The following is an 18,509-nucleotide window of genomic DNA, read 5'->3' as shown; positions in this document are numbered from 1 at the left end:
TTTCTGGCTTTACGGATGTAAAGCGGGCGATATAGTAGCCCTGAATCGCTTTTTCTTCAACGAAAAGTATGCTAACCACGCAATTCGTTTGCCCGGCGGAAGCGACCTTCATAATCGAACACCTTCTCTCGCACCTGCCAGTACTGGCCCTTCAGGCGCGCTACGACAAAATCAGGGTGGCGCAGCAGCGCCTGCTGGGCTTTGATATCGGCGGCCACGATCCAGCGCAGCGGCACGCCGGGGGTACGGGTGTGCGGGCGGATAAAGAGCTGTTCAAAGGCGGTGCGCTGGGCAGGGGTGTGCAGGCGGAAGCGCTCGCTAACGTCTGCTCCGTCCTCGTCGTAGTAGGTGATCTTCAGCCACTCGCCTTTATCGTCCGCGCCGTGCTGCAGATCCATGCCGCTGCAGCGCAGCACCAGGGCATCCTTCAGCTTCAGGGCGGCCTTCAGCATATCGTCCGGATCCACCAGTACCGTGTCGCACTCCCGGCAGCGGCGGGCAGCAATGTCGTTTTCGGCATTACATTGGGGACAGTTTTTAAAGCGGAAGCGGTAGCTGCACTGCTCCCGGTGGCCCTCGTCATCCTCAAAAAAGCCCTGGCAGCGGCGGCCAAAGTGTTCAATTAAGGTACCGTCGGATGCCATCTTGCCCCAGAAGGTGTTAGCAAAACCGCAGTCGGGGCAGAAGACCTGCACCGGTACGTTATCGCTTTTCCCCTTGGGTTCCCCGACCTCCGGGGCATAGAGATCGTGTGGGTTACCGGCGTAGTCGAGGATCAGACAGTCGGTTTTACCCGGGGCCAGACGCAGGCCGCGACCGACGATCTGCTGATAAAGGCTCACAGACTCGGTCGGACGCAGAATGGCGATCAGATCGACGTGCGGCGCATCAAAGCCGGTGGTCAGCACCGAGACGTTCACCAGATAGCGAAAGCGCTTACATTTGAAGTCCTCAATCAGCGCATCGCGCTCGGGCCCCGGCGTCTCTCCGGTGATCAGCGCCGCCTCGCCGGCGGGCAGCAGGCCGGTGACCTCCCGGGCATGCTCTACGGTGGCGGCAAAGATCATCACCCCCTGACGCTCGGCGGCAAACTCGACGATCTGGCTGACGATGTGCGGGGTAATACGCTGCTGCTTTTTCAGCTCGCGGTTGAGGTCCGCCTCGCTGAACAGGCCGCTGCTCTGGGCCTGCAGCCGGCTGAAGTCATACTGCACGATGGGCATATCCAGCCGCTCGGGGGGCGTCAGGTAGCCGTGCTTGATCATATAGCGCAGTGGCAGCTCATAGATGCAGTCGCGAAACAGCGCCTTGTCGTTGCCGCGCACCATGCCATGATAGTGAAACTGGTAGATCCACCCTTTGCCGAGGCGAAACGGGGTGGCGGTCAAGCCCAGCAGGCGCAGTCGTGGATTAACCTTTGAGAGATGGGTCAGGATCTGCTGATACTGGCTCTCGTCGTCATCGCTGATGCGGTGGCACTCGTCGACGATCAGCAGGGAGAACTCGCCCTGGAAGTGGTCAAGGTTGCGGGCGACCGACTGCACGCTGCCAAACACCACCTTGCCGTGGCTCTCTTTGCGCTTCAGTCCGGCGGCGTAGATATCCGCCTCCAGCCCCAGCGCCAGATATTTGGCATGGTTCTGCGCCACCAGCTCTTTGACGTGGGCGAGCACCAGCACGCGGCCACGGGCCACGCGGGCAAGCTCGGCGATCACCAGGCTCTTACCTGCACCGGTAGGCAGGACGATAACCGCGGGCTCATGGCGATGGCGAAAGTGGGTGAGGGTGGCGTTTACCGCATCTCGTTGATAGGGGCGTAGCGTAAAGGTCATTGTCTCTCAGCGTTCATGAGTCTGGTCATAGTATGCCACGATTTTTTCTCTTGAGCGCTGCTGGCAGGCCGTTATACTGAGAGATTCACAATTGCTTCTTTTTTTCGGACTTTTGTCCGACTCCGGCACTCTTTACAGGCAAATAAGACTTCATGCGACTTGATAAGTTTATCGCTCAGCAACTCGGCGTCAGCCGGGCTATTGCCGGGCGTGAAATCCGCGGCAGCCGCGTTACCGTGGATGGCGACATTGTTAGAAACGCCGCGTTCAAACTTCTGCCCGAACACGAGGTAGAGTATGACGGTAATACGCTCGTGCAGCAGACCGGCCCGCGCTACTTCATGCTGCATAAGCCGCAGGGCTATGTCTGCTCTACTGACGATCCCGATCATCCGACGGTGCTCTATTTTCTTGACGAGCCGGTGGCGCATAAGCTGCACGCCGCAGGACGGCTGGATATCGACACCACCGGACTGGTACTGATGACCGACGACGGCCAGTGGTCGCACCGCATCACCTCTCCGCGCCACCACTGCGAGAAAACCTACCTGGTGACGCTGGAGTCCCCGGTAAGTGACGATACCGCCGCGCAGTTCGCCAGGGGCGTACAGCTGCATAACGAACCGGATCTGACCAGGCCCGCCGTGCTGGAGGTGATCACCCCCACCGAGGTGCGTCTGACCATCAGCGAGGGGCGCTACCATCAGGTCAAGCGCATGTTTGCTGCGGTAGGCAACCACGTTGTTGGGCTGCACCGCGAGCGCATCGGGGATATTGTTCTCGACGCTGACCTGGCCCCGGGCGAATATCGTCCGTTGACCGAAGAAGAGATCGCCAGCGTTAGCTTACCGTCCCGCTAAATTCCAGGAGCCCGTAGTGACCACCAGGCAGCACTCTTCCCTGCGCATTGTTTTTATTCTTGGCCTGCTGGCCATGCTAATGCCGCTCTCGATCGATATGTACCTGCCTGCGCTGCCGGTTATCGCTCAGCAGTTTGGCGTTCCGGCCGGCAGCGCCCAGATGACCCTGAGCACCTATATTCTTGGCTTTGCGCTCGGGCAGCTGCTCTACGGGCCGATGGCGGACAGCATAGGCCGCAAGCCGGTGATCCTCGGCGGCACGCTGATCTTCGCCGCGGCGGCAGGCGCCTGCGCGCTGGCCCAGAGTATCGATCAGCTTATCACCCTGCGCTTTTTCCACGGCCTGGCGGCGGCGGCGGCAAGCGTAGTGATCAACGCCCTGATGCGCGATATCTATCCGAAAGAGGAGTTCTCGCGGATGATGTCGTTTGTCATGCTGGTGACCACCGTTGCGCCGCTGCTGGCCCCGATGATCGGTGGCGCGGTACTGGTTTGGCTAAGCTGGCACGCCATCTTCTGGATCCTGGCCATTGCCGCGCTGCTGGCCTCGCTGATGATCTTGTTCTTTATCAGCGAGACGCTGCCGGTCGAGCGACGTCAGCCGTTTCACATTCGTACCACCCTCGGTAACTTTGCGACGCTGTTTCGCCACAAGCGGGTGCTGAGCTATATGCTTGCAAGCGGTTTCAGCTTCGCGGGCATGTTCTCGTTCCTGAGCGCCGGGCCTTTTGTCTACATTGAGCTTAACCACGTTCTGCCGCAGAACTTCGGTTACTACTTCGCGCTGAACATCGTCTTCCTGTTTATCATGACCATCATCAATGGCCGATTTGTGCGGCGGGTGGGGGCGCTGAGGATGTTCCGCACCGGGCTGTGGATCCAGTTCGTGATGGCGCTGTGGCTGGTGCTGAGCGCCGCGTTTGACGTGGGCTTCTGGGCGCTGGTGATGGGCGTGGCCGCCTTTGTCGGCTGTGTTTCGCTGGTGGCCTCGAATGCTATGGCAGTCATCCTGGATGAGTTTCCCCATATGGCGGGTACCGCTTCGTCGCTGGCGGGGACGTTCCGCTTTGGTATCGGTGCCATTGTCGGCGCGCTGCTCTCGCTGGCCACCTTTAACAGCGCCTGGCCGATGATCTGGTCTATCGCCTTCTGTGCAACCAGCTCAATCCTCTTCTATCTCTACGCCAGCCGTCCTAAACGCGGCTAGCGCCTCTCTTTAGGGGGCAAAACTGCCCCCTTCATTGACACACATCATCACAATCTATTGTTAGATTGCTATCATTTGTTTCTTTTATGTAAAATCCATTTGTGTAAATGTCACACTATTGTAGTTAAAAAGGTTGAGTTAGATCGCAGAAACGGGTACATATACCCCCAAAAGGTGAGGCAGGACATCATCCTCTCACCCTAATAATGAGGCTGCTAACCTTGTAAATTCAAGGATGTAAGCGGTTACCACGTCGTGACAGGCAGAAATGTCAATGATGTGTTAATATAGATGTAAATGAATTGTGAATTGATTGCTTCGGGGAAGAACATGAATAGCTTAAATCTCTCTATTGTGCATCGGTTACCCCAAAGTTACCGCTGGCTGGCAGGCGCTGCCGGCTCGCAAGTCGAACCGATCCCATCGAACGGCCAGAGCGGTGATAACTGCCTGGTAGCGTTAAAGCTGCTGAGCCCGGACGGCGATAAGGCCTGGCCGGTGATGTACAAACTTAGCCAGGCGCTGAACGATATCGAAGTTGACTGCTCCGTGCTGGAGTGTGAAGGCGAGCCGTGCCTGTTTGTGAATCGCCAGGATGAGTTTGCCGCCACCTGCCGCCTGAAAAATTTTGGCGTGGCGATTGCCGAGCCGTTTGCCAGCACTACGCCTTTCTAACAACTAGCTGAGCGCTAGCAGCTGGCGCGTATAGTCGTTCTGCGGATCGGCAAACACGCGCTGGCACTCGCCCTGTTCAACCACTTCGCCCTGTCGCAGGATAATCACCTGGTGACACAGCGACCGCACCACCTGCAGATCGTGACTGATAAACAGATAGGCCAGCCGGTGTTTCTCCTGCAATGATTTCAGCAGGGCGAGGATCTGTGCCTGCACGGTGCGATCCAGCGAGGAGGTTGGCTCATCCAGCACGATCAGCTCCGGCTGTAAAATGAGCGCCCGGGCGATGGCGATCCGCTGGCGCTGGCCGCCGGAGAACTCTGCCGGGTAACGGTGACGAGTGTCAGGATCGAGGCCTACCTCCTGCATCACCGCGATAACCTGCTCTTCACGCGCCTGCGGGCTCAGCCCGGGCTGATGCACGCGCAGACCCTCCTCAATAATTTGAAGCACGTCGAGGCGTGGGTTAAGAGAGGAGTTGGGATCCTGAAAAACGACCTGCATCCGGTGACGCACCGGCAGCATCTGCTTACGCGCCCACTGATGCAGCGGCTGACCGTCAAAGTTGATTGTTCCCTGCGAGGCGATCAGGCGCAGCAGCGCCAGGCCGGTGGTGCTCTTGCCCGAGCCGGACTCACCCACCAGGCCTAAGGTTTCACCTGCCCGCAGGCTAAAACTCACATCCTTGACCACCGGCTTATGGCCGACGACGCGCTTGAATATGCCTTTACGCAGCGGGAAAGCAACCCCGAGGCTGTCGACCTCCAGCAGCGACGGGGCATTGGCGGGCAGCGGAACCGGATCGCCCGCCGGATCGCTCGCCAGCAGGCGCTGGGTATAGGGGTGCTGCGGGGCGCTAAACAGCGCCGCCGCCCGGTTCTGCTCCACGCAGCGGCCGTTATGCATCACCGCCACGCTGTCCGCCAGCCTGCGCACAATATTGAGGTTATGGGTAATAAACAGCAGGCCCATATTCAGCTCGTCACGCAGCTCGCGCAGCAGCTGTAAAATCTGTGCCTGCACCGCCACATCCAGCGCGGTGGTAGGTTCGTCGGCGATAAGCAGCTCCGGGCGGGTCAGCAGCGCCATCGCAATCATCACCCGCTGGCGCTCGCCGCCGGAGAGCTGATGCGGAAAATCCCCCAGCCGCGTGCGGGCGTTACGGATCCCCACCCGATCGAGACAGGTTAGGATCTCCGCGCGCGCGGCTTCCCGCCGCATGCCGCGATGCAGGGAGAGCACCTCATAGAGCTGCTTCTCCAGGGTGTGCAGCGGGTTAAGCGATACCATTGGCTCCTGGAAGATCATGGCGATCTTATTGCCGCGCACGCCGCGCAGCGTCTGCTCGCTGGCGTGGAGCAGCGATTCGCCATGAAAGCGGATATCGCCGCTGGGGTAGACCACCGGTGGAGAGGGAAGCAGGCGCAGGATCGACAGGGCGCTCACGCTCTTGCCGGATCCGGATTCCCCTACCAGGGCCAGGGTCTCACCGGCCTCAACCTGGAGAGAGAGATCGCTGACTACCGTATGCAGCTGGTTTTGATGACGGAAGGCGACCGAGAGTGAATCAATGGTGAGCAGGGGAGTCATATCAGAGCGCCTTGTTGGGATCAAACGCGTCGCGCACGGCTTCGCCAATAAAGATCAGCAGTGAGAGCAGCACCGCCACCGATAGAAAGGCGGCGATACCCAGCCACGGCGCCTGCAAGTTGTTTTTACCCTGCAGCAGTAGCTCTCCCAGCGAGGGCGAACCCAGCGGCAGGCCAAAGCCGAGAAAGTCGAGCGAGGTCAGGGTCGTGATGGAGCCGCAGAGAATAAAGGGCAGGAAGGTGAGGGTGGCCACCATTGCATTGGGCAGCATATGGCGGAAGATAATCCCGCGATCGCTTACTCCCAGCGCCTGCGCCGCGCGGATATAGTCAAAGTTACGGGTGCGCAGGAACTCAGCCCGCACTACGCCTACCAGGCTCATCCAGCCGAAGATCACCGTGATCGCCAGCAGCCACCAGAAGTTCGGTTGGATCACGCTGGAGAGCAGGATGATCAAAAAAAGCGTCGGCATCCCCGACCATACCTCAATAAAACGCTGGCCCCAGAGGTCGATTTTACCCCCGTAGTAGCCCTGTAACGCCCCGGCCAGCACGCCAATGACGCTGGAGCAGAAGGTTAGCATCAGGCCAAACAGCACGGAGATCCGTGTGCCGTAGAGGATGCGCGCCAGCACGTCGCTGCCGTTGGCATCGGTTCCAAACCAGTTCTGCGCCGAGGGTGGCGAAGGGAAGGGGGTGTCGGTGGCAAAATTGATGCTGGTGGCACCAAAGCGGACCGGTGCCCATAGCACCCAGCCGTGGGTTGCAAGCTGCTGTTGCAGCCATGGATCCTGATAATCTGCTGGGGTGGCAAACGCGCCGCCAAAGTCGGTCTCGCTGTAATCTTTAAGTACTGGCGCATACCAGCGGTCGTGATAGTGCACCAGCAGCGGCTTATCATTCGCGATCAGCTCCGAGGCAAGGCTGAGGACGAAAATCACCGCGAAGATCCATAGCGACCAGTAGCCGCGGCGGTTATGACGGAAGCGCGCCCAGCGGGCCTGGTTGACGTGGCTTAATCGGCGCATCAGCGGCCCTCAAAATCAATACGCGGATCGACCAGCGTGTAGCTGATATCGCTCAGGATATTCAGCAGCAGGCCGATCAGCGTGAAAATATAGAGCGTACCAAACATCACCGGATAGTCTCGCGACACGGTCGCCTCATAGCCCAGCAGGCCAAGGCCGTTGAGGGAGAACATCACTTCGATCAACAGCGAGCCGGTAAAAAACATGCTGATAAAGGTGGCCGGAAAACCGGCGATCACCAGCAGCATGGCGTTACGGAAAACGTGGTGATGCAAGATGGCCCGCTCGCTTACCCCTTTTGCCCGGGCGGTAACCACATACTGCTTGCGGATCTCATCGAGAAACGAATTTTTTGTCAGCATGGTCAGCGCCGCAAAGCCGCCGATCACCGTCGCCAGCACCGGCAGGGTGATATGCCACAGGTAGTCGGTAATTTTTTGATACCACGGCAGAGCGTCAAAGTTGGCCGACACCAGCCCGCGCAGCGGGAAGAGATCGTAGTAGCTGCCGCCCGCAAACAGCACAATCAGCAGGATAGCGAACAGGAAAGCGGGAATGGCGTAGCCGATGATAATAAACGCGCTGCTCCAGATATCGAAGCGGCTGCCGTTAGAGACCGCCTTGCGGATCCCCAATGGGATCGAGACCAGGTAGATAATCAGCGTTCCCCATAGCCCAAGGGTAACCGAGACCGGCATGCTGTCTTTGATCAGCTGCAGCACCGAGGCGCTGCGGAACAGGCTGTCGCCAAAGTCGAAGCGCACGTAGTTCCACAGCATGGTGAAGTAGCGTTCGTATAGTGGTTTATCGAAGCCGTAGCGCTTGGTGATCTCGGCGATCACCTCGGGATCCAGCCCGCGTGCGCCGCGGTACTGACCCTCACCGACGTTGCCGACGCCGGTATGCGCGTGGGTAGCGCCCATACCTTCGCCGCCGCCGCCCGGCATTCCGCCCTGATTCCCGAACTCAATGGCGGCAATCGCCTGGTCCACCGGCCCGCCGGGGGCAATCTGCACGATAAAAAAGTTAATAGTGATGATCGCCCACAGGGTGGGGATCACCAGCAGCAGGCGGCGGATCAGATAAGCACCCATCGTCTCGTGTACTCCTTAGCGCCTGTCGGCAGGCAGTTTGGCTGCTTTATTTACGTCGTACCACCAGGTATCAAACCCAAGGGAGTAGATCGGGCGCACCTCGGGCATGGAGAACTTATCCCAGTACGCGAGGCGATCGGCGGCCATATACCACATCGGCAGCATGTAGTAGTTCCAGGTCAGGACCCGATCCAGGGCGCGCCCCAGCGGGACAAGCTTCTCTTTATTTCCCTGGTTGGCGACGATCTGCGCCAGCAGGGCGTCAATCACCGGGCTGCTGACGCCTGGGGTGTTATACGTCGAATCAAGGTATTGCGACCCCCATGAGATCTGCAGGTCAGTACCGGGCCACGGCGTAGCGCGTACGGTGCGCGGCATCATATCAAAATCACGGCTGCGCAGGCGATTGGTGAGCTGGGAGTTATCCACCTGCCGCACGTTCATGACGATCCCAAGGCGCTGTAAATTGTGCTGAAAGGGCATCACCCAGAGATTGTTGGCCCCGGCAGGCAGCAGCAGCTCAAAGCTAAAAGGTTTGCCGGTTTTCGCGTTTACCCGCTTCTGGTTTTTCAGCACCCAACCTGCGTCATCCAGCAGCTTGCTGGCCTTCAGCAGGTTAGCGCGATCGAAGCCGTTGCCTTTCGACACCGGCGGCTGATAGATCGCGTTAAACACCTCTGCCGGCAGGTCGGCCTTCATGGGGGCGAGCAGGGTCAGCTCTGCCGCATCGGGATAACCGCGGGCGGCGTACTCGGTATTCTGGAAATAGCTGTTGGTGCGGCTGTAGGCATTATAGAACAGCGCCTTGTTCATCCACTCAAAGTCAAAGGCAAGGGTAAGCGCCTCACGTACGCGACGGTCGCTAAACAGCGGACGCTGGTTATTAAACGCCAGCCAGCGTGTATCCTGAGCCGATTCGTTTTTCAGCTCCTTTTTAACGATCTGATGATTACTGAAGTTTTTGCCGCTGTAGCGGGTGGCCCAGTTTTTAGCATCGCCTTCGGTACGCATGTCAAATGCGCCCGCTTTAAACGCTTCAAAGGCAACGTTATCATCAAGGTAGTAGTCGTAGCGGATTGAATCGAAATTCCAGCGGCCGCGGTTAACCGGTAAATTGGCTCCCCAGTAGTCCTTCACCCGGCTGTAGACGATGTACTGCCCCATTCGCCATTTGCTAATGCGGTACGGCCCGCTACCCAGCGGCGGGGTGGCGAGGGGATCGCTGAGCTTGTGGTTTTTCCAGAACTTCTCCGGCATGACCGGTAGCGTCAGCAGGCTGAGCATATCCTCTTTGCCTGGCTTCGCCAGCTTGATGCGTACCGTGAGCGGCGCGATAGCCTCCATCGTCGTGCCCTTATAGATCAGGCGAAACTGCGGCACCCCTTCAGTCATAAACTTATGGAAGGTAAAGGCGACGTCGCGGGCGGTAATCGGCGAGCCATCGTGAAAGGTGGCGCGCGGGTTAAGCGAGATCTCCATCCACGAATAGTCATCGGCATAGCGCGCCACCTCGGCGATCAGCGGATAGTAGCTACCCGGTTCATCGTCAGAGGTGGTGAACAGCGAGTCATAGAGCGACTCCGTGCGCACGCCGGCATTGCCGCGCAGGGCAAAGCGGTTAAAGTTATCGAACGTGCCAATGACCGACAGCGTGACGTTGCCGCCCTTGGGGGCCGCCGGGTTCACATAGTCGAAGTGGGTAAAGTTGATGGCGTATTTGGGTTCGCCAATGACGGCAAAGGCATAGTTCTCTTTAATAGTCTGCGCCTGGCAGGTAAAGCAGATCAGAGCAAACAGCAGAGCAGAGAGGCGCGCAAACGTCATCAGGCAGTGTCCTTTTACCGGGCGCTGGGGTTCAGTGAATGATAAGTGACCTTGCGGATATTGTGAATATGATTCGCACGTTATTACCCTGTGTAGAATTTGCCGAGCAAACGAACAAAAAAAAGCGCTGCCGTAGCAACGCTTTTATTTATTCTGTTTTCTCGATACCGGCCAAGGGAAAACCGGTCTCGGGTAATTAGCTACGTACCATTAGCTACGAACTAATACGCGGCGCGCTTCATTGTAGCGCTTCTTCCAGTAGGGCTCGTCCATATTGGAGATCATCACACCGCTGCTGGTGGATGCATGAACAAACTGGTTGTTACCGATATAGATGCCAACGTGGCGTCCGGTTGAGCCCGCGCGGAAGAGAACCAGGTCGCCGGTACGCAGACTGCTGCGTGATACCGATTTGCCCATCTCCTGCTGTTCGTAGGTCGAACGCGGCAGCTCTAAGCCAAACTGTTCCCGGAAGGTGCGCTGTACGAAACCAGAGCAGTCGATGCCACGCTTGGTATCGCCGCCAAGACGGTAACGCACGCCTTTCCAGCTGGCGTATTGATCCATAATTCGCGATTTAACGTCGAGATTACGTACCATACTTTCAAATTCATCCTGAGAAGCTTGCAGTGAAGAGGCATCTTCCATGCCCACAACATGCGTCTCAGGGTGCATATTCTTTGCGGTATTTGTCGAACAAGCTGAAAGCAGTGCCGCTACTGCAATCGCGGGGATAGCCCGCCAGAGATATCTCAGGAACGGTTGAGATTTGACCATGTTGCTTATTTTCCCTTGAAGTCCTTAACGATAAATAATCGTTATAAAAATGCCAAACGTGACGAGCCTAATTACTTGCGCACTGAGAGACAATTCCTCTTGGTCAAATCTGTGGTGAAACGCACAAATTAATTCACAGCGGGAATATTTATCTCTGTGAGGCGAAACGTCATCGAGATTACCCGATCGTATCCCCCATTGCGAGTAGTTTTATAGGATTTTTTATAAGAAATTATGATAGACAAAGTGAAAAAAATGATTTGGGTAAAAAGCGTTCGATTTGGCTTAGGTGTCATTCAACTCGCTAATTTGTAAGTAAATTAAAATGACAAAATGATGACAAACTGCGCCGACAGGTAAAAATTTGTGTCAGGGATCCTAATGAATCCCTGATGTGCGTTGTTAATATAACTCGTTTAAATGTTATTAAATTGTATATTTTTATTAGGAAGGTAACGATCAAAGAGTGAAACTACTTTGTCACTTATCGATGTCAGGAGGATCCACGGCAGGCCAATAAGCACCGCAGAGAGCGAGCCGACGGCGATATCGCTAAACCAATGCGCGCCAATCGTTACCCGCGGGAACGCAAAGACCACAAAAATAATAAGGGCAGCAGTAAAGGCTTTTCTGCCAAAATAGCGCAGCATAAATGTGGAAAAAATAAGCAGCATCATGCCGTGATCGCCAGGGAAGCTATCTTTTGACGCATCCTTAGTAGAAATATCCAGCAGTTCGCTCACGCGCCAGATATCGCTGAAATAGAGGGTAGGGCTGGCGCGTTTAACCGGGTAGAGCAGCTGTGCAAGCTGATTTACCACCAGCGCCGTCAGCAGCATCACTAAACCGATAGCCATAATGCGGCGTCGGCCGACGCTGTCGGCCTTTAGCCAGAACGCAAGCATGACGCAGCCCATTGCCAGCAGCGAGCAGGCGTCAAACGCCCGATTGTTGGTGATCGCCACCAGCCACAGGAAGGCACGGCTCTCCACCAGCAGATGATTGAAAAAATGAAAAATCGCAGAGTCCAGCGTAAACCACGCACCGTGATTATCGGGCAGGTACCAGGATAAAAACAGGCCCAGCCCGACAACGTTCAGCAGTAATATAAGCGGCAATCGATTTTTCATAGTTCCGTCACGGCAATTTTTAAAGCCGCAACGTTAATCCTCATCCGCTAAACGAAGCTTCAACAGAGCGGACTGAAGCGCATTCCAGTCTACGTCACGATCCGCAATTAACTCGATGCGGCTGTCCGGCGGAGCAATATTCTGCGTCTCAATATGGAAGTCGTCGCCCTGGCGATTGATGCGCACCAGCCCCTCGGCAATACGCATTACGCCCTTTACCCGTCCGACCGGGGCCAGACGCGCCCACTCCAGGATACCTACGGTATCAAACCGCGTTTGGGCATCAAAAATCCAGCCGCAGGCCTGGTGGCCCTGGCCGCTGTTCAGGCTGCGCCGCCAGCGCTGGTGGGCGGGCAGATTGAGTGCCGCTAATCCCTTTTTCTCAGCGTGGCCGTGGTTGTGCTCGGCGCTGGAAGGTAGCTCGCGACGATTGCGGCGAGGGGTATCCAGCAGCGCAGGATCAATCTCGCCCTGGGTAGCCGTCAGCAGCTGGCGGTCGCCGCCAAACCGCTGCCACCACTCGGCCAGCGCCGCCTCGCTCTCAGGAGTCGCGCGATCGCTTTTATTAGCGACGATGATATCCGCCGCCGCCAGCTGATCGCGGAAGTTGTCATTGGTGACCGCTTTTTCATCCAGCAGCTGACGCGGGTCGAGCAGGCAGAGGGTGGCCTGCAGGTCGATCCACGGCTCATAAACGTCAGCCGTCAGGATATCCAGGATCTGCTTCGGATGGCCCAGACCGGTCGGCTCAATCAGCAGGCGATCGGGCTTACCCTGACGCAGCAGGGTATTCAGACCCACCTGCATCGGCAGGCCGTTGACGCAGCACATGCAGCCGCCGGGGATCTCTTTTAGCAGCGCGCCGCTCTCGGCCATCAGCGCGCCATCGATGCCGACCTCACCAAATTCATTGACCAGCACGGCCCACTTCTCTCCCTCCGGCTTGTTCGCCAGCAGATGTAATATAGAGGTGGTTTTGCCGGTGCCCAGGAAGCCGGTAATTAAATTGGTCTTAGTCACATTCACTCCAGAAATAGTCCCGCACAATAAAGCGCGTAAAAACGATCCCATCATCCTGGCGAAAAAAGAGTGAAAAGAGAAGGGTCACCGCGGACGGCAGCATTTTCCGTCCGCGGTAAGGGCAGGAAAGGTTAACGCTGTAGCGTGGAGATCACCGCCTGATGCGCGCCCTGGGTGGTGATACGCTGCCAGGCGGCTTCGATGCCGGCGACAAAGGCTGGATTATTCGGCAGATCGGCGCCAAAGATTTCGCTGAGCGAGAGCAGAGCCGCAACACGCTCCTGCTCGCTGCTTTGGGCCACCTTCTCACGGAACTTCTCCGCCAGCGGATCGCGCACATCAATAGCGTTCCCTGCATCATCAATGCCGCTGACGTAGCGCATCCAGCCCGCGACGCCCAGCGCCAGCAGCGGCCACGCCGATCCACGTTCCAGATGCAGGCGAATGCTCTCCAGCATGCGCTGGGGAAGCTTTTGGCTGCCGTCCATCGCAATTTGCCAGGTGCGGTGCTGTAGCGCCGGGTTAGCAAAGCGCGCCAGCAGGCTCTCGGCATAGTCGGTTAAATCGACGCCGGTAATGCGCAGCGTCGGGGCCTGCTCATCCAGCATCAGCTGGCGAGCCGCGGCGAGAAAGTGCGCGTCGGCCATACAGTCGTTGATGTGGGCAAAACCAGCCAGGTAGCCGAGATACGCTAAAAAAGAGTGGCTGCCGTTGAGCATCCGCAGCTTCATCTGCTCCCAGGGCAGGACGTCATCGACCATCTGCACGCCTGCGGCTTCCCACGCCGGACGCCCGGCAACGAAGTTATCTTCGATAACCCACTGGATAAAAGGCTCGCAGCTGATGGCGCAGGGATCCGCTACCCCCAGCACGTCGGCGATCTCGGCCAGCGAGGCATCGGTGGCCGCGGGCACAATGCGATCGACCATCGTGCCCGGAAAACTCACCTGCTCGCCGATCCACGCTGCCAGCTCGGCAGAGCGCTGCTGCGCCATCCCCAGCACGGCGTTTTTAACCACGTGGCCGTTGTCTGGAATGTTGTCGCAGGAGAGAACGCTAAAGGGAGGCAGGCCCCGCTCGCGGCGGCGGGAGAGGGCCTCAACCAGAATGCCCGGCGCGGAGTGCGGCGCCTGCGGGTTCTGCAGATCGTGCATGATGCGTTCATTGCGGGTATCCAGCTTGCCGGTGGCCGGATCGATGCAGTAGCCTTTCTCGGTGATGGTCAGGGAGACAATCGCCACCTGCGGCTCGCAAAACTTCTCAATAATGGCCGCCAGCGAGTCGAGCTTTGCGTTGAGACACTCTTTCACCGCACCGACAATAATCGCCTGGTTCCCCTCAGCGCCTTTCTCCAGCACGGTAAACAGATGATCCTGCTCGCGGAGCTGGGTCATTAATGTGTCGCCGCTGAACAGGCTAATCTCACAGATGCCCCAGTCGCCGCCCCGGGCATTCAGCACCCGATCGGTTAACAGCGCCTGATGAGCGCGGTGAAAAGCGCCAAACCCGAAGTGGACAATGCGCGAGCGCAGCGCCTGACGATCGTACCCTGGCCGTTGAACGTTTTCCGCGAGGGCAACAGAGGCTATATTTTTCATGACCCATACACCTGATTAACCAATAATTAACAAAGTGCAGTGTAAAGTTATATGACAGCAAATTGAATTGGTGTGCCTCAAATATCTGCGTAACGTGAGCTGGATCAATCAAAGCTGGCGGACCAATTGACCCTAATCGGGAAACATGTATGGTAGTCGTCATGGGAGTGAGCCATATTGGTATAACAACTTTATTTGAGGGTTAGGCGATGGAACAAACCTGGCGTTGGTACGGTCCGAACGATCCGGTTTCACTTGATGATGTGCGCCAGGCAGGCGCAACGGGCGTGGTCACTGCGCTGCACCATATTCCCAACGGCCAGGTGTGGCCGATTGAGGAGATCAAACAGCGTCAGGCGCTGCTGGCCGAAAAAGGGTTAACCTGGTCGGTGGTTGAGAGCATCCCGGTGCACGAAGAGATCAAAACTCACAGCGGTCAGGTTGATACCTGGATTGCCAACTATCAGCAGAGCATCCGTAACCTGGCGGCCTGCGGTATTGATACCGTCTGCTATAACTTTATGCCTATCCTCGACTGGACGCGTACCGATCTGGAGTATGTGCTGCCGGATGGTTCGAAAGCGCTGCGTTTCGACCAGATCGCCTTTGCCGCCTTTGAGCTGCACGTTCTGAAGCGCAACGGCGCGGAGGCGGACTATAGCGAAGAGGAGCAGCGTCAGGCCAAAACCTGGTTCGACAACGCCAGCGAAGCGGAGATCGACAAGCTGACCCGCAATATCATTGCTGGCCTGCCGGGGGCGGAAGAGGGCTATACCCTGGATCAGTTCCGCGCCCGTCTGGCAGAGTATAATGGTATCGATAAAGCGCAGCTGCGGGAGAATATGGCCGTCTTCCTGCGGGCCATTGTCCCGGTAGCGGAAGAGGCTGGCGTGCGTCTGGCGGTACACCCGGACGATCCGCCGCGCCCCATCCTCGGTCTGCCGCGTATCGTCTCTACCATTGAAGATATGCAGTGGCTGAAAGAGACCGTCGACAGCATTCACAACGGCTTCACCATGTGCACCGGCTCCTACGGCGTACGCGCCGATAACGATCTGGTGAAGATGGTGGAGACCTTTGGCGACCGTATTCACTTCACCCATCTGCGCTCAACCTGCCGGGAAGAGAACCCCAAAACCTTCCACGAGGCGGCCCATCTGCAGGGCGATGTGGATATGGTGTCAGTGGTAAAAGCGATTTTGACCGAAGAGCAGCGGCGCAAACAGGCGGGCGATCTGCGTCCGATCCCGTTCCGTCCCGATCACGGTCACCAGATGCTTGACGATCTGCGTAAGAAAACGAATCCGGGCTATTCGGCGATTGGTCGCCTGAAGGGAATGGCGGAAGTGCGCGGCGTAGAGCTGGCGCTGAAGCAGACGCTGTTCCGCGATCTATTATAAGTTTCGCAAATTGCCCGGCGGCGCGCTGCTTGCCGGGCCTACGGGATCGTGAGGTTTTGTAGGCCGGGTAAGGCGGTTAGCCGCCACCCGGCATTGACATAATTTTAATCCGCGCGGCCCATATAGCGGCTCTCTTCGATGTGAATGCGGATCTTCTCGCCGGTAGTCAGGTATTCAGGCACCTGGATCACCAGACCGGTGCTCAGGGTGGCCGGTTTAGTACGCGAGCTGGCCGATGCGCCTTTAATCCCCGGTGCGGTTTCCACAATCTCCAGATCCACCGTCTGCGGCAGCTCCAGCGCCAGCAGTTGACCGTCCCACGTCAGAACCTGCATATCCGGCATGCCGCCTTCCGGCATAAACTGCAGCTCTTCTTCAATCTGCTCTTTGGTGAAGATATACGGGGTGTAATCCTCTTTATCCATAAAGACGTACTCGTTGCCATCTACATAGGAGAAGTCAACGAAGCGACGGGTCAGGGTCACGGTATCAACGATGTCATCGCCCTTGAAACGCTCTTCCACTTTCATTCCGGTACGGACGTCGGCGAAGCGCATTTTATAGAGGGTGGCTGCGCCGCGGGCGCTCGGGGACTGAATATCGATATTTTTTACAATCAGCAGCTTACCGTTGTAATTCAATACCATACCTTTTTTGATTTCGTTCGCTCTTGCCATGATGGATCCTGTGCGGAAAAGTGGGAAAAATATCGCGACAAAGTACTCGCGAGGGGCGCAGTTGGCAAGCCTCTTCGCCAGGTTTTGCATCTTCACTACGAAAAGTGTTAGCGTGCGGCAAAGCGTTGGCATTTGCTGCGCTATTCATCACTAAAAGAGAGCCGTTTTATGGAGTGTCGCCCGGACTGCGGAGCCTGCTGTACCGCCCCGTCAATCAGTAGTCCTATCCCCGGGATGCCCAACGGCAAACCAGCCAATACGCGCTGCGTGCAGCTCTCGGCGGATAACCTCTGCAACATCTTCGGCTCGCCCCTGCGTCCAAAAGTCTGTTCCGGCCTGCAGCCGTCGCGGGAGATGTGCCTCACCAGCCGCGACGAGGCGATGACGTACCTGCTTACGCTCGAAGCGGCCACCGCCCCCTAAACGTCCTTAATCCGTGCCAGGCAGACGGCGGCGAGCAGCACCATCACCAGCGCAATCCAGAATACGGCATGGTAGCTCCAGATCTCCGCCACCACCCCGGCCATTGAGCCCGCGATGATCCAGCCGACGCGGGTGGTATTGGTATAGAGCGTGGTCGCTGCCCCAGCCTGGCCCGGCATTAAATCCTGGAAGTAGAGCATGCCAATCCCCGCCAGAATGCCGATATAGATGGCGTTCAGCAGCTGGAAAGCCAGCAGCAGGGCTGGCGTATGCACCGTTAGCATTGCGATGTAGAACAGCAGACCGCCCGCCACCGCAATACGCATCAGGAAGCGTTTACCAAAGCGCCTGGCGTAGTAGCCCGCAATCAGCATCGTCGGGATCTCCAGTCCGGCGGCGGTGCCCATCATCACACCAGCAAGCTTCTCCGGCAGGTGCAGCTCCTCAATAATAAACAGCGGCATATTGATAATGTAGAGGCTATTGGTGCCCCACATCAGGGTGCAGATAGTAAACAGCAGCAGGGCGTCACGACGGTTGGTGCGTGGTGCTTCCACCACGCCGGAGGCGAGGCGCGGCTCTTTGCGCATGGCAGGCAGAAAGAGCCAGACCATCACGCCGCAGACAATAAAGGCTACCGCCGCGCTAAGGTACATCACCGTGAAGCCAAATCCCATCGCCAGGGCGTAGGCTAGCGGCGGGCCAATCACCCATGCCAGCGACACCTGGGCGCGCAGGATCGAGCTGAACATCACTGCTTCCCGCCCGGTATGGTCGGCGTGCTCCCGGGCCAGGGCGAACATCTGCGGGTTGGCGGTGGAGCCAAAGCTGCTCAGGAATACGCCGATAAACAGCAGGATAAAATAGTTGCGGTTCCAGGCAAACAGCACGCAGGCCAGCACGCCGAGCAGGCAGCAGAAAACGATCAGGTTTTTCCGGCTCCCTTTGCGGTCGGATCGTCCAGCGAGGAACTGGCTGACCAGGATGCCGATCACCGCGCTGCCGGTAAAGAAGAAGCCAACCATCGCCGGACGAACATGCACCTCGTTAGTCAGAAACAGGCTCAGGGTCGGGGTCTGTAACGCCCCGGCGATGCCGGTTAAAAAGGCAACGATCAGGAACGCGGCAGAGGTGAAATCAACGGATCTTGGGGCAGCGTCAGCAGGGGAAGTTTGCATCTTTGACTATTGTTTAGGGGAGAAAGAGGCGGATTTTACGCCGCTGGAGCGAAAATAGACAGCGATCAGGCCGGGATTTGCCACAAAAAAGCAAAACGCTATTTTGAAATAATTATCATTAAAGCTGACGTTGCTGAAACAGGGCCGTCGGCTGCAGGTTTATGTTCAGCATTGCGTCGGCAAGCGTTAAAGAAATG

16 protein-coding genes are annotated in these 18,509 nt (G+C 57.4%); 5 read left to right on the top strand and 11 right to left on the bottom strand.

The window, feature by feature from the left end; all coding sequences use genetic code 11:
- Positions 1 to 71: 71 nt before the first annotated feature.
- A complete protein-coding gene (locus tag RTX96_RS01860) occupies positions 72 to 1,832 on the bottom strand; it encodes a DEAD/DEAH box helicase (protein ID WP_312669954.1) in 1,761 nt (586 codons plus the stop codon).
- A gap of 152 nt (positions 1,833 to 1,984) precedes the next feature.
- On the opposite strand from RTX96_RS01860, the gene rsuA reads away from it, so the two are divergent.
- The 3 genes from rsuA to RTX96_RS01845 all read left to right on the top strand — a co-directional run bounded on the left by rsuA (position 1,985) and on the right by RTX96_RS01845 (position 4,574).
- Positions 1,985 to 2,692 carry a 16S rRNA pseudouridine(516) synthase RsuA gene (gene rsuA, locus RTX96_RS01855; protein WP_103819046.1) on the top strand — a complete coding sequence of 236 codons (708 nt, stop codon included), beginning with the start codon at positions 1,985 to 1,987 and terminating at the stop codon, positions 2,690 to 2,692.
- Between the two features lie 16 nt (positions 2,693 to 2,708).
- Complete coding sequence (locus RTX96_RS01850) at positions 2,709 to 3,899, top strand: Bcr/CflA family multidrug efflux MFS transporter (protein WP_103819047.1); 1,191 nt, start codon at positions 2,709 to 2,711, stop codon at positions 3,897 to 3,899.
- A 330-nt stretch (positions 3,900 to 4,229) separates the two neighbouring features.
- Entirely contained in the window at positions 4,230 to 4,574 is a 345-nt protein-coding gene (locus tag RTX96_RS01845) for a YejG family protein (RefSeq protein ID WP_103819048.1), read from the top strand.
- Positions 4,575 to 4,577: 3 nt separating this feature from the next.
- Here RTX96_RS01845 and yejF read toward each other — a convergent pair whose 3' ends face one another.
- The 8 genes from yejF to RTX96_RS01805 form a co-directional block, all read right to left on the bottom strand.
- The gene (gene yejF, locus RTX96_RS01840; RefSeq protein ID WP_312669953.1) at positions 4,578 to 6,164 is read right to left on the bottom strand and encodes a microcin C ABC transporter ATP-binding protein YejF; all 1,587 of its coding nucleotides are present in this window, start codon (positions 6,162 to 6,164) and stop codon (positions 4,578 to 4,580) included.
- Position 6,165: 1 nt separating this feature from the next.
- Complete coding sequence (locus RTX96_RS01835; RefSeq protein WP_312669952.1) at positions 6,166 to 7,191, bottom strand: ABC transporter permease; 1,026 nt, start codon at positions 7,189 to 7,191, stop codon at positions 6,166 to 6,168.
- On the bottom strand, positions 7,191 to 8,285 hold the full coding sequence (locus tag RTX96_RS01830) for a microcin C ABC transporter permease YejB (RefSeq protein WP_312268243.1): 1,095 nt from the start codon (positions 8,283 to 8,285) through the stop codon (positions 7,191 to 7,193). Before RTX96_RS01830 ends, RTX96_RS01835 begins: the two co-directional genes overlap by 1 nt.
- 15 nt (positions 8,286 to 8,300) lie before the next feature.
- Positions 8,301 to 10,109: an extracellular solute-binding protein gene (locus RTX96_RS01825; protein WP_103819052.1), complete on the bottom strand. Its 1,809-nt coding sequence runs from the start codon at positions 10,107 to 10,109 to the stop codon at positions 8,301 to 8,303.
- Positions 10,110 to 10,319: 210 nt separating this feature from the next.
- On the bottom strand, positions 10,320 to 10,886 hold the full coding sequence (mepS, locus tag RTX96_RS01820) for a bifunctional murein DD-endopeptidase/murein LD-carboxypeptidase (RefSeq protein WP_103819053.1): 567 nt from the start codon (positions 10,884 to 10,886) through the stop codon (positions 10,320 to 10,322).
- Positions 10,887 to 11,302: 416 nt separating this feature from the next.
- A complete protein-coding gene (locus tag RTX96_RS01815) occupies positions 11,303 to 12,016 on the bottom strand; it encodes a phosphatase PAP2 family protein (RefSeq protein ID WP_312669951.1) in 714 nt (237 codons plus the stop codon).
- 33 nt (positions 12,017 to 12,049) lie between these two features.
- Positions 12,050 to 13,036 carry a GTP-binding protein gene (locus RTX96_RS01810; RefSeq protein ID WP_312669950.1) on the bottom strand — a complete coding sequence of 329 codons (987 nt, stop codon included), beginning with the start codon at positions 13,034 to 13,036 and terminating at the stop codon, positions 12,050 to 12,052.
- Positions 13,037 to 13,167: 131 nt separating this feature from the next.
- Entirely contained in the window at positions 13,168 to 14,634 is a 1,467-nt protein-coding gene (locus RTX96_RS01805; RefSeq protein WP_312669949.1) for a fructuronate reductase, read from the bottom strand.
- A gap of 209 nt (positions 14,635 to 14,843) precedes the next feature.
- On the opposite strand from RTX96_RS01805, the gene uxuA reads away from it, so the two are divergent.
- Positions 14,844 to 16,034, top strand: coding sequence for a mannonate dehydratase (uxuA, locus tag RTX96_RS01800; RefSeq protein ID WP_103819057.1), 1,191 nt, complete (start codon positions 14,844 to 14,846; stop codon positions 16,032 to 16,034).
- Between the two features lie 104 nt (positions 16,035 to 16,138).
- On the opposite strand, the gene yeiP is transcribed toward uxuA, so the two are convergent.
- A complete protein-coding gene (gene yeiP, locus RTX96_RS01795) occupies positions 16,139 to 16,711 on the bottom strand; it encodes an elongation factor P-like protein YeiP (protein WP_103819058.1) in 573 nt (190 codons plus the stop codon).
- Positions 16,712 to 16,879: 168 nt separating this feature from the next.
- Here yeiP and RTX96_RS01790 point away from each other — a divergent pair, with 168 nt between their 5' ends.
- A complete protein-coding gene (locus RTX96_RS01790) occupies positions 16,880 to 17,134 on the top strand; it encodes a YkgJ family cysteine cluster protein (protein WP_312229299.1) in 255 nt (84 codons plus the stop codon).
- Here the strand turns inward: RTX96_RS01790 and setB are convergent.
- The gene (setB, locus tag RTX96_RS01785) at positions 17,131 to 18,312 is read right to left on the bottom strand and encodes a sugar efflux transporter SetB (protein WP_103819060.1); all 1,182 of its coding nucleotides are present in this window, start codon (positions 18,310 to 18,312) and stop codon (positions 17,131 to 17,133) included. The two genes, RTX96_RS01790 and setB, sit on opposite strands and share 4 nt — an antisense overlap.
- Positions 18,313 to 18,509 lie beyond the last annotated feature (197 nt).

Origin of the sequence: Pseudescherichia sp. (genome assembly GCF_032052675.1) — a bacterium.
Lineage (GTDB): Bacteria > Pseudomonadota > Gammaproteobacteria > Enterobacterales > Enterobacteriaceae > Pseudescherichia.
The sequence above is the reverse complement of the archived record's forward strand: the minus strand, read 5'-3'. Positions and strand labels throughout refer to the sequence as shown.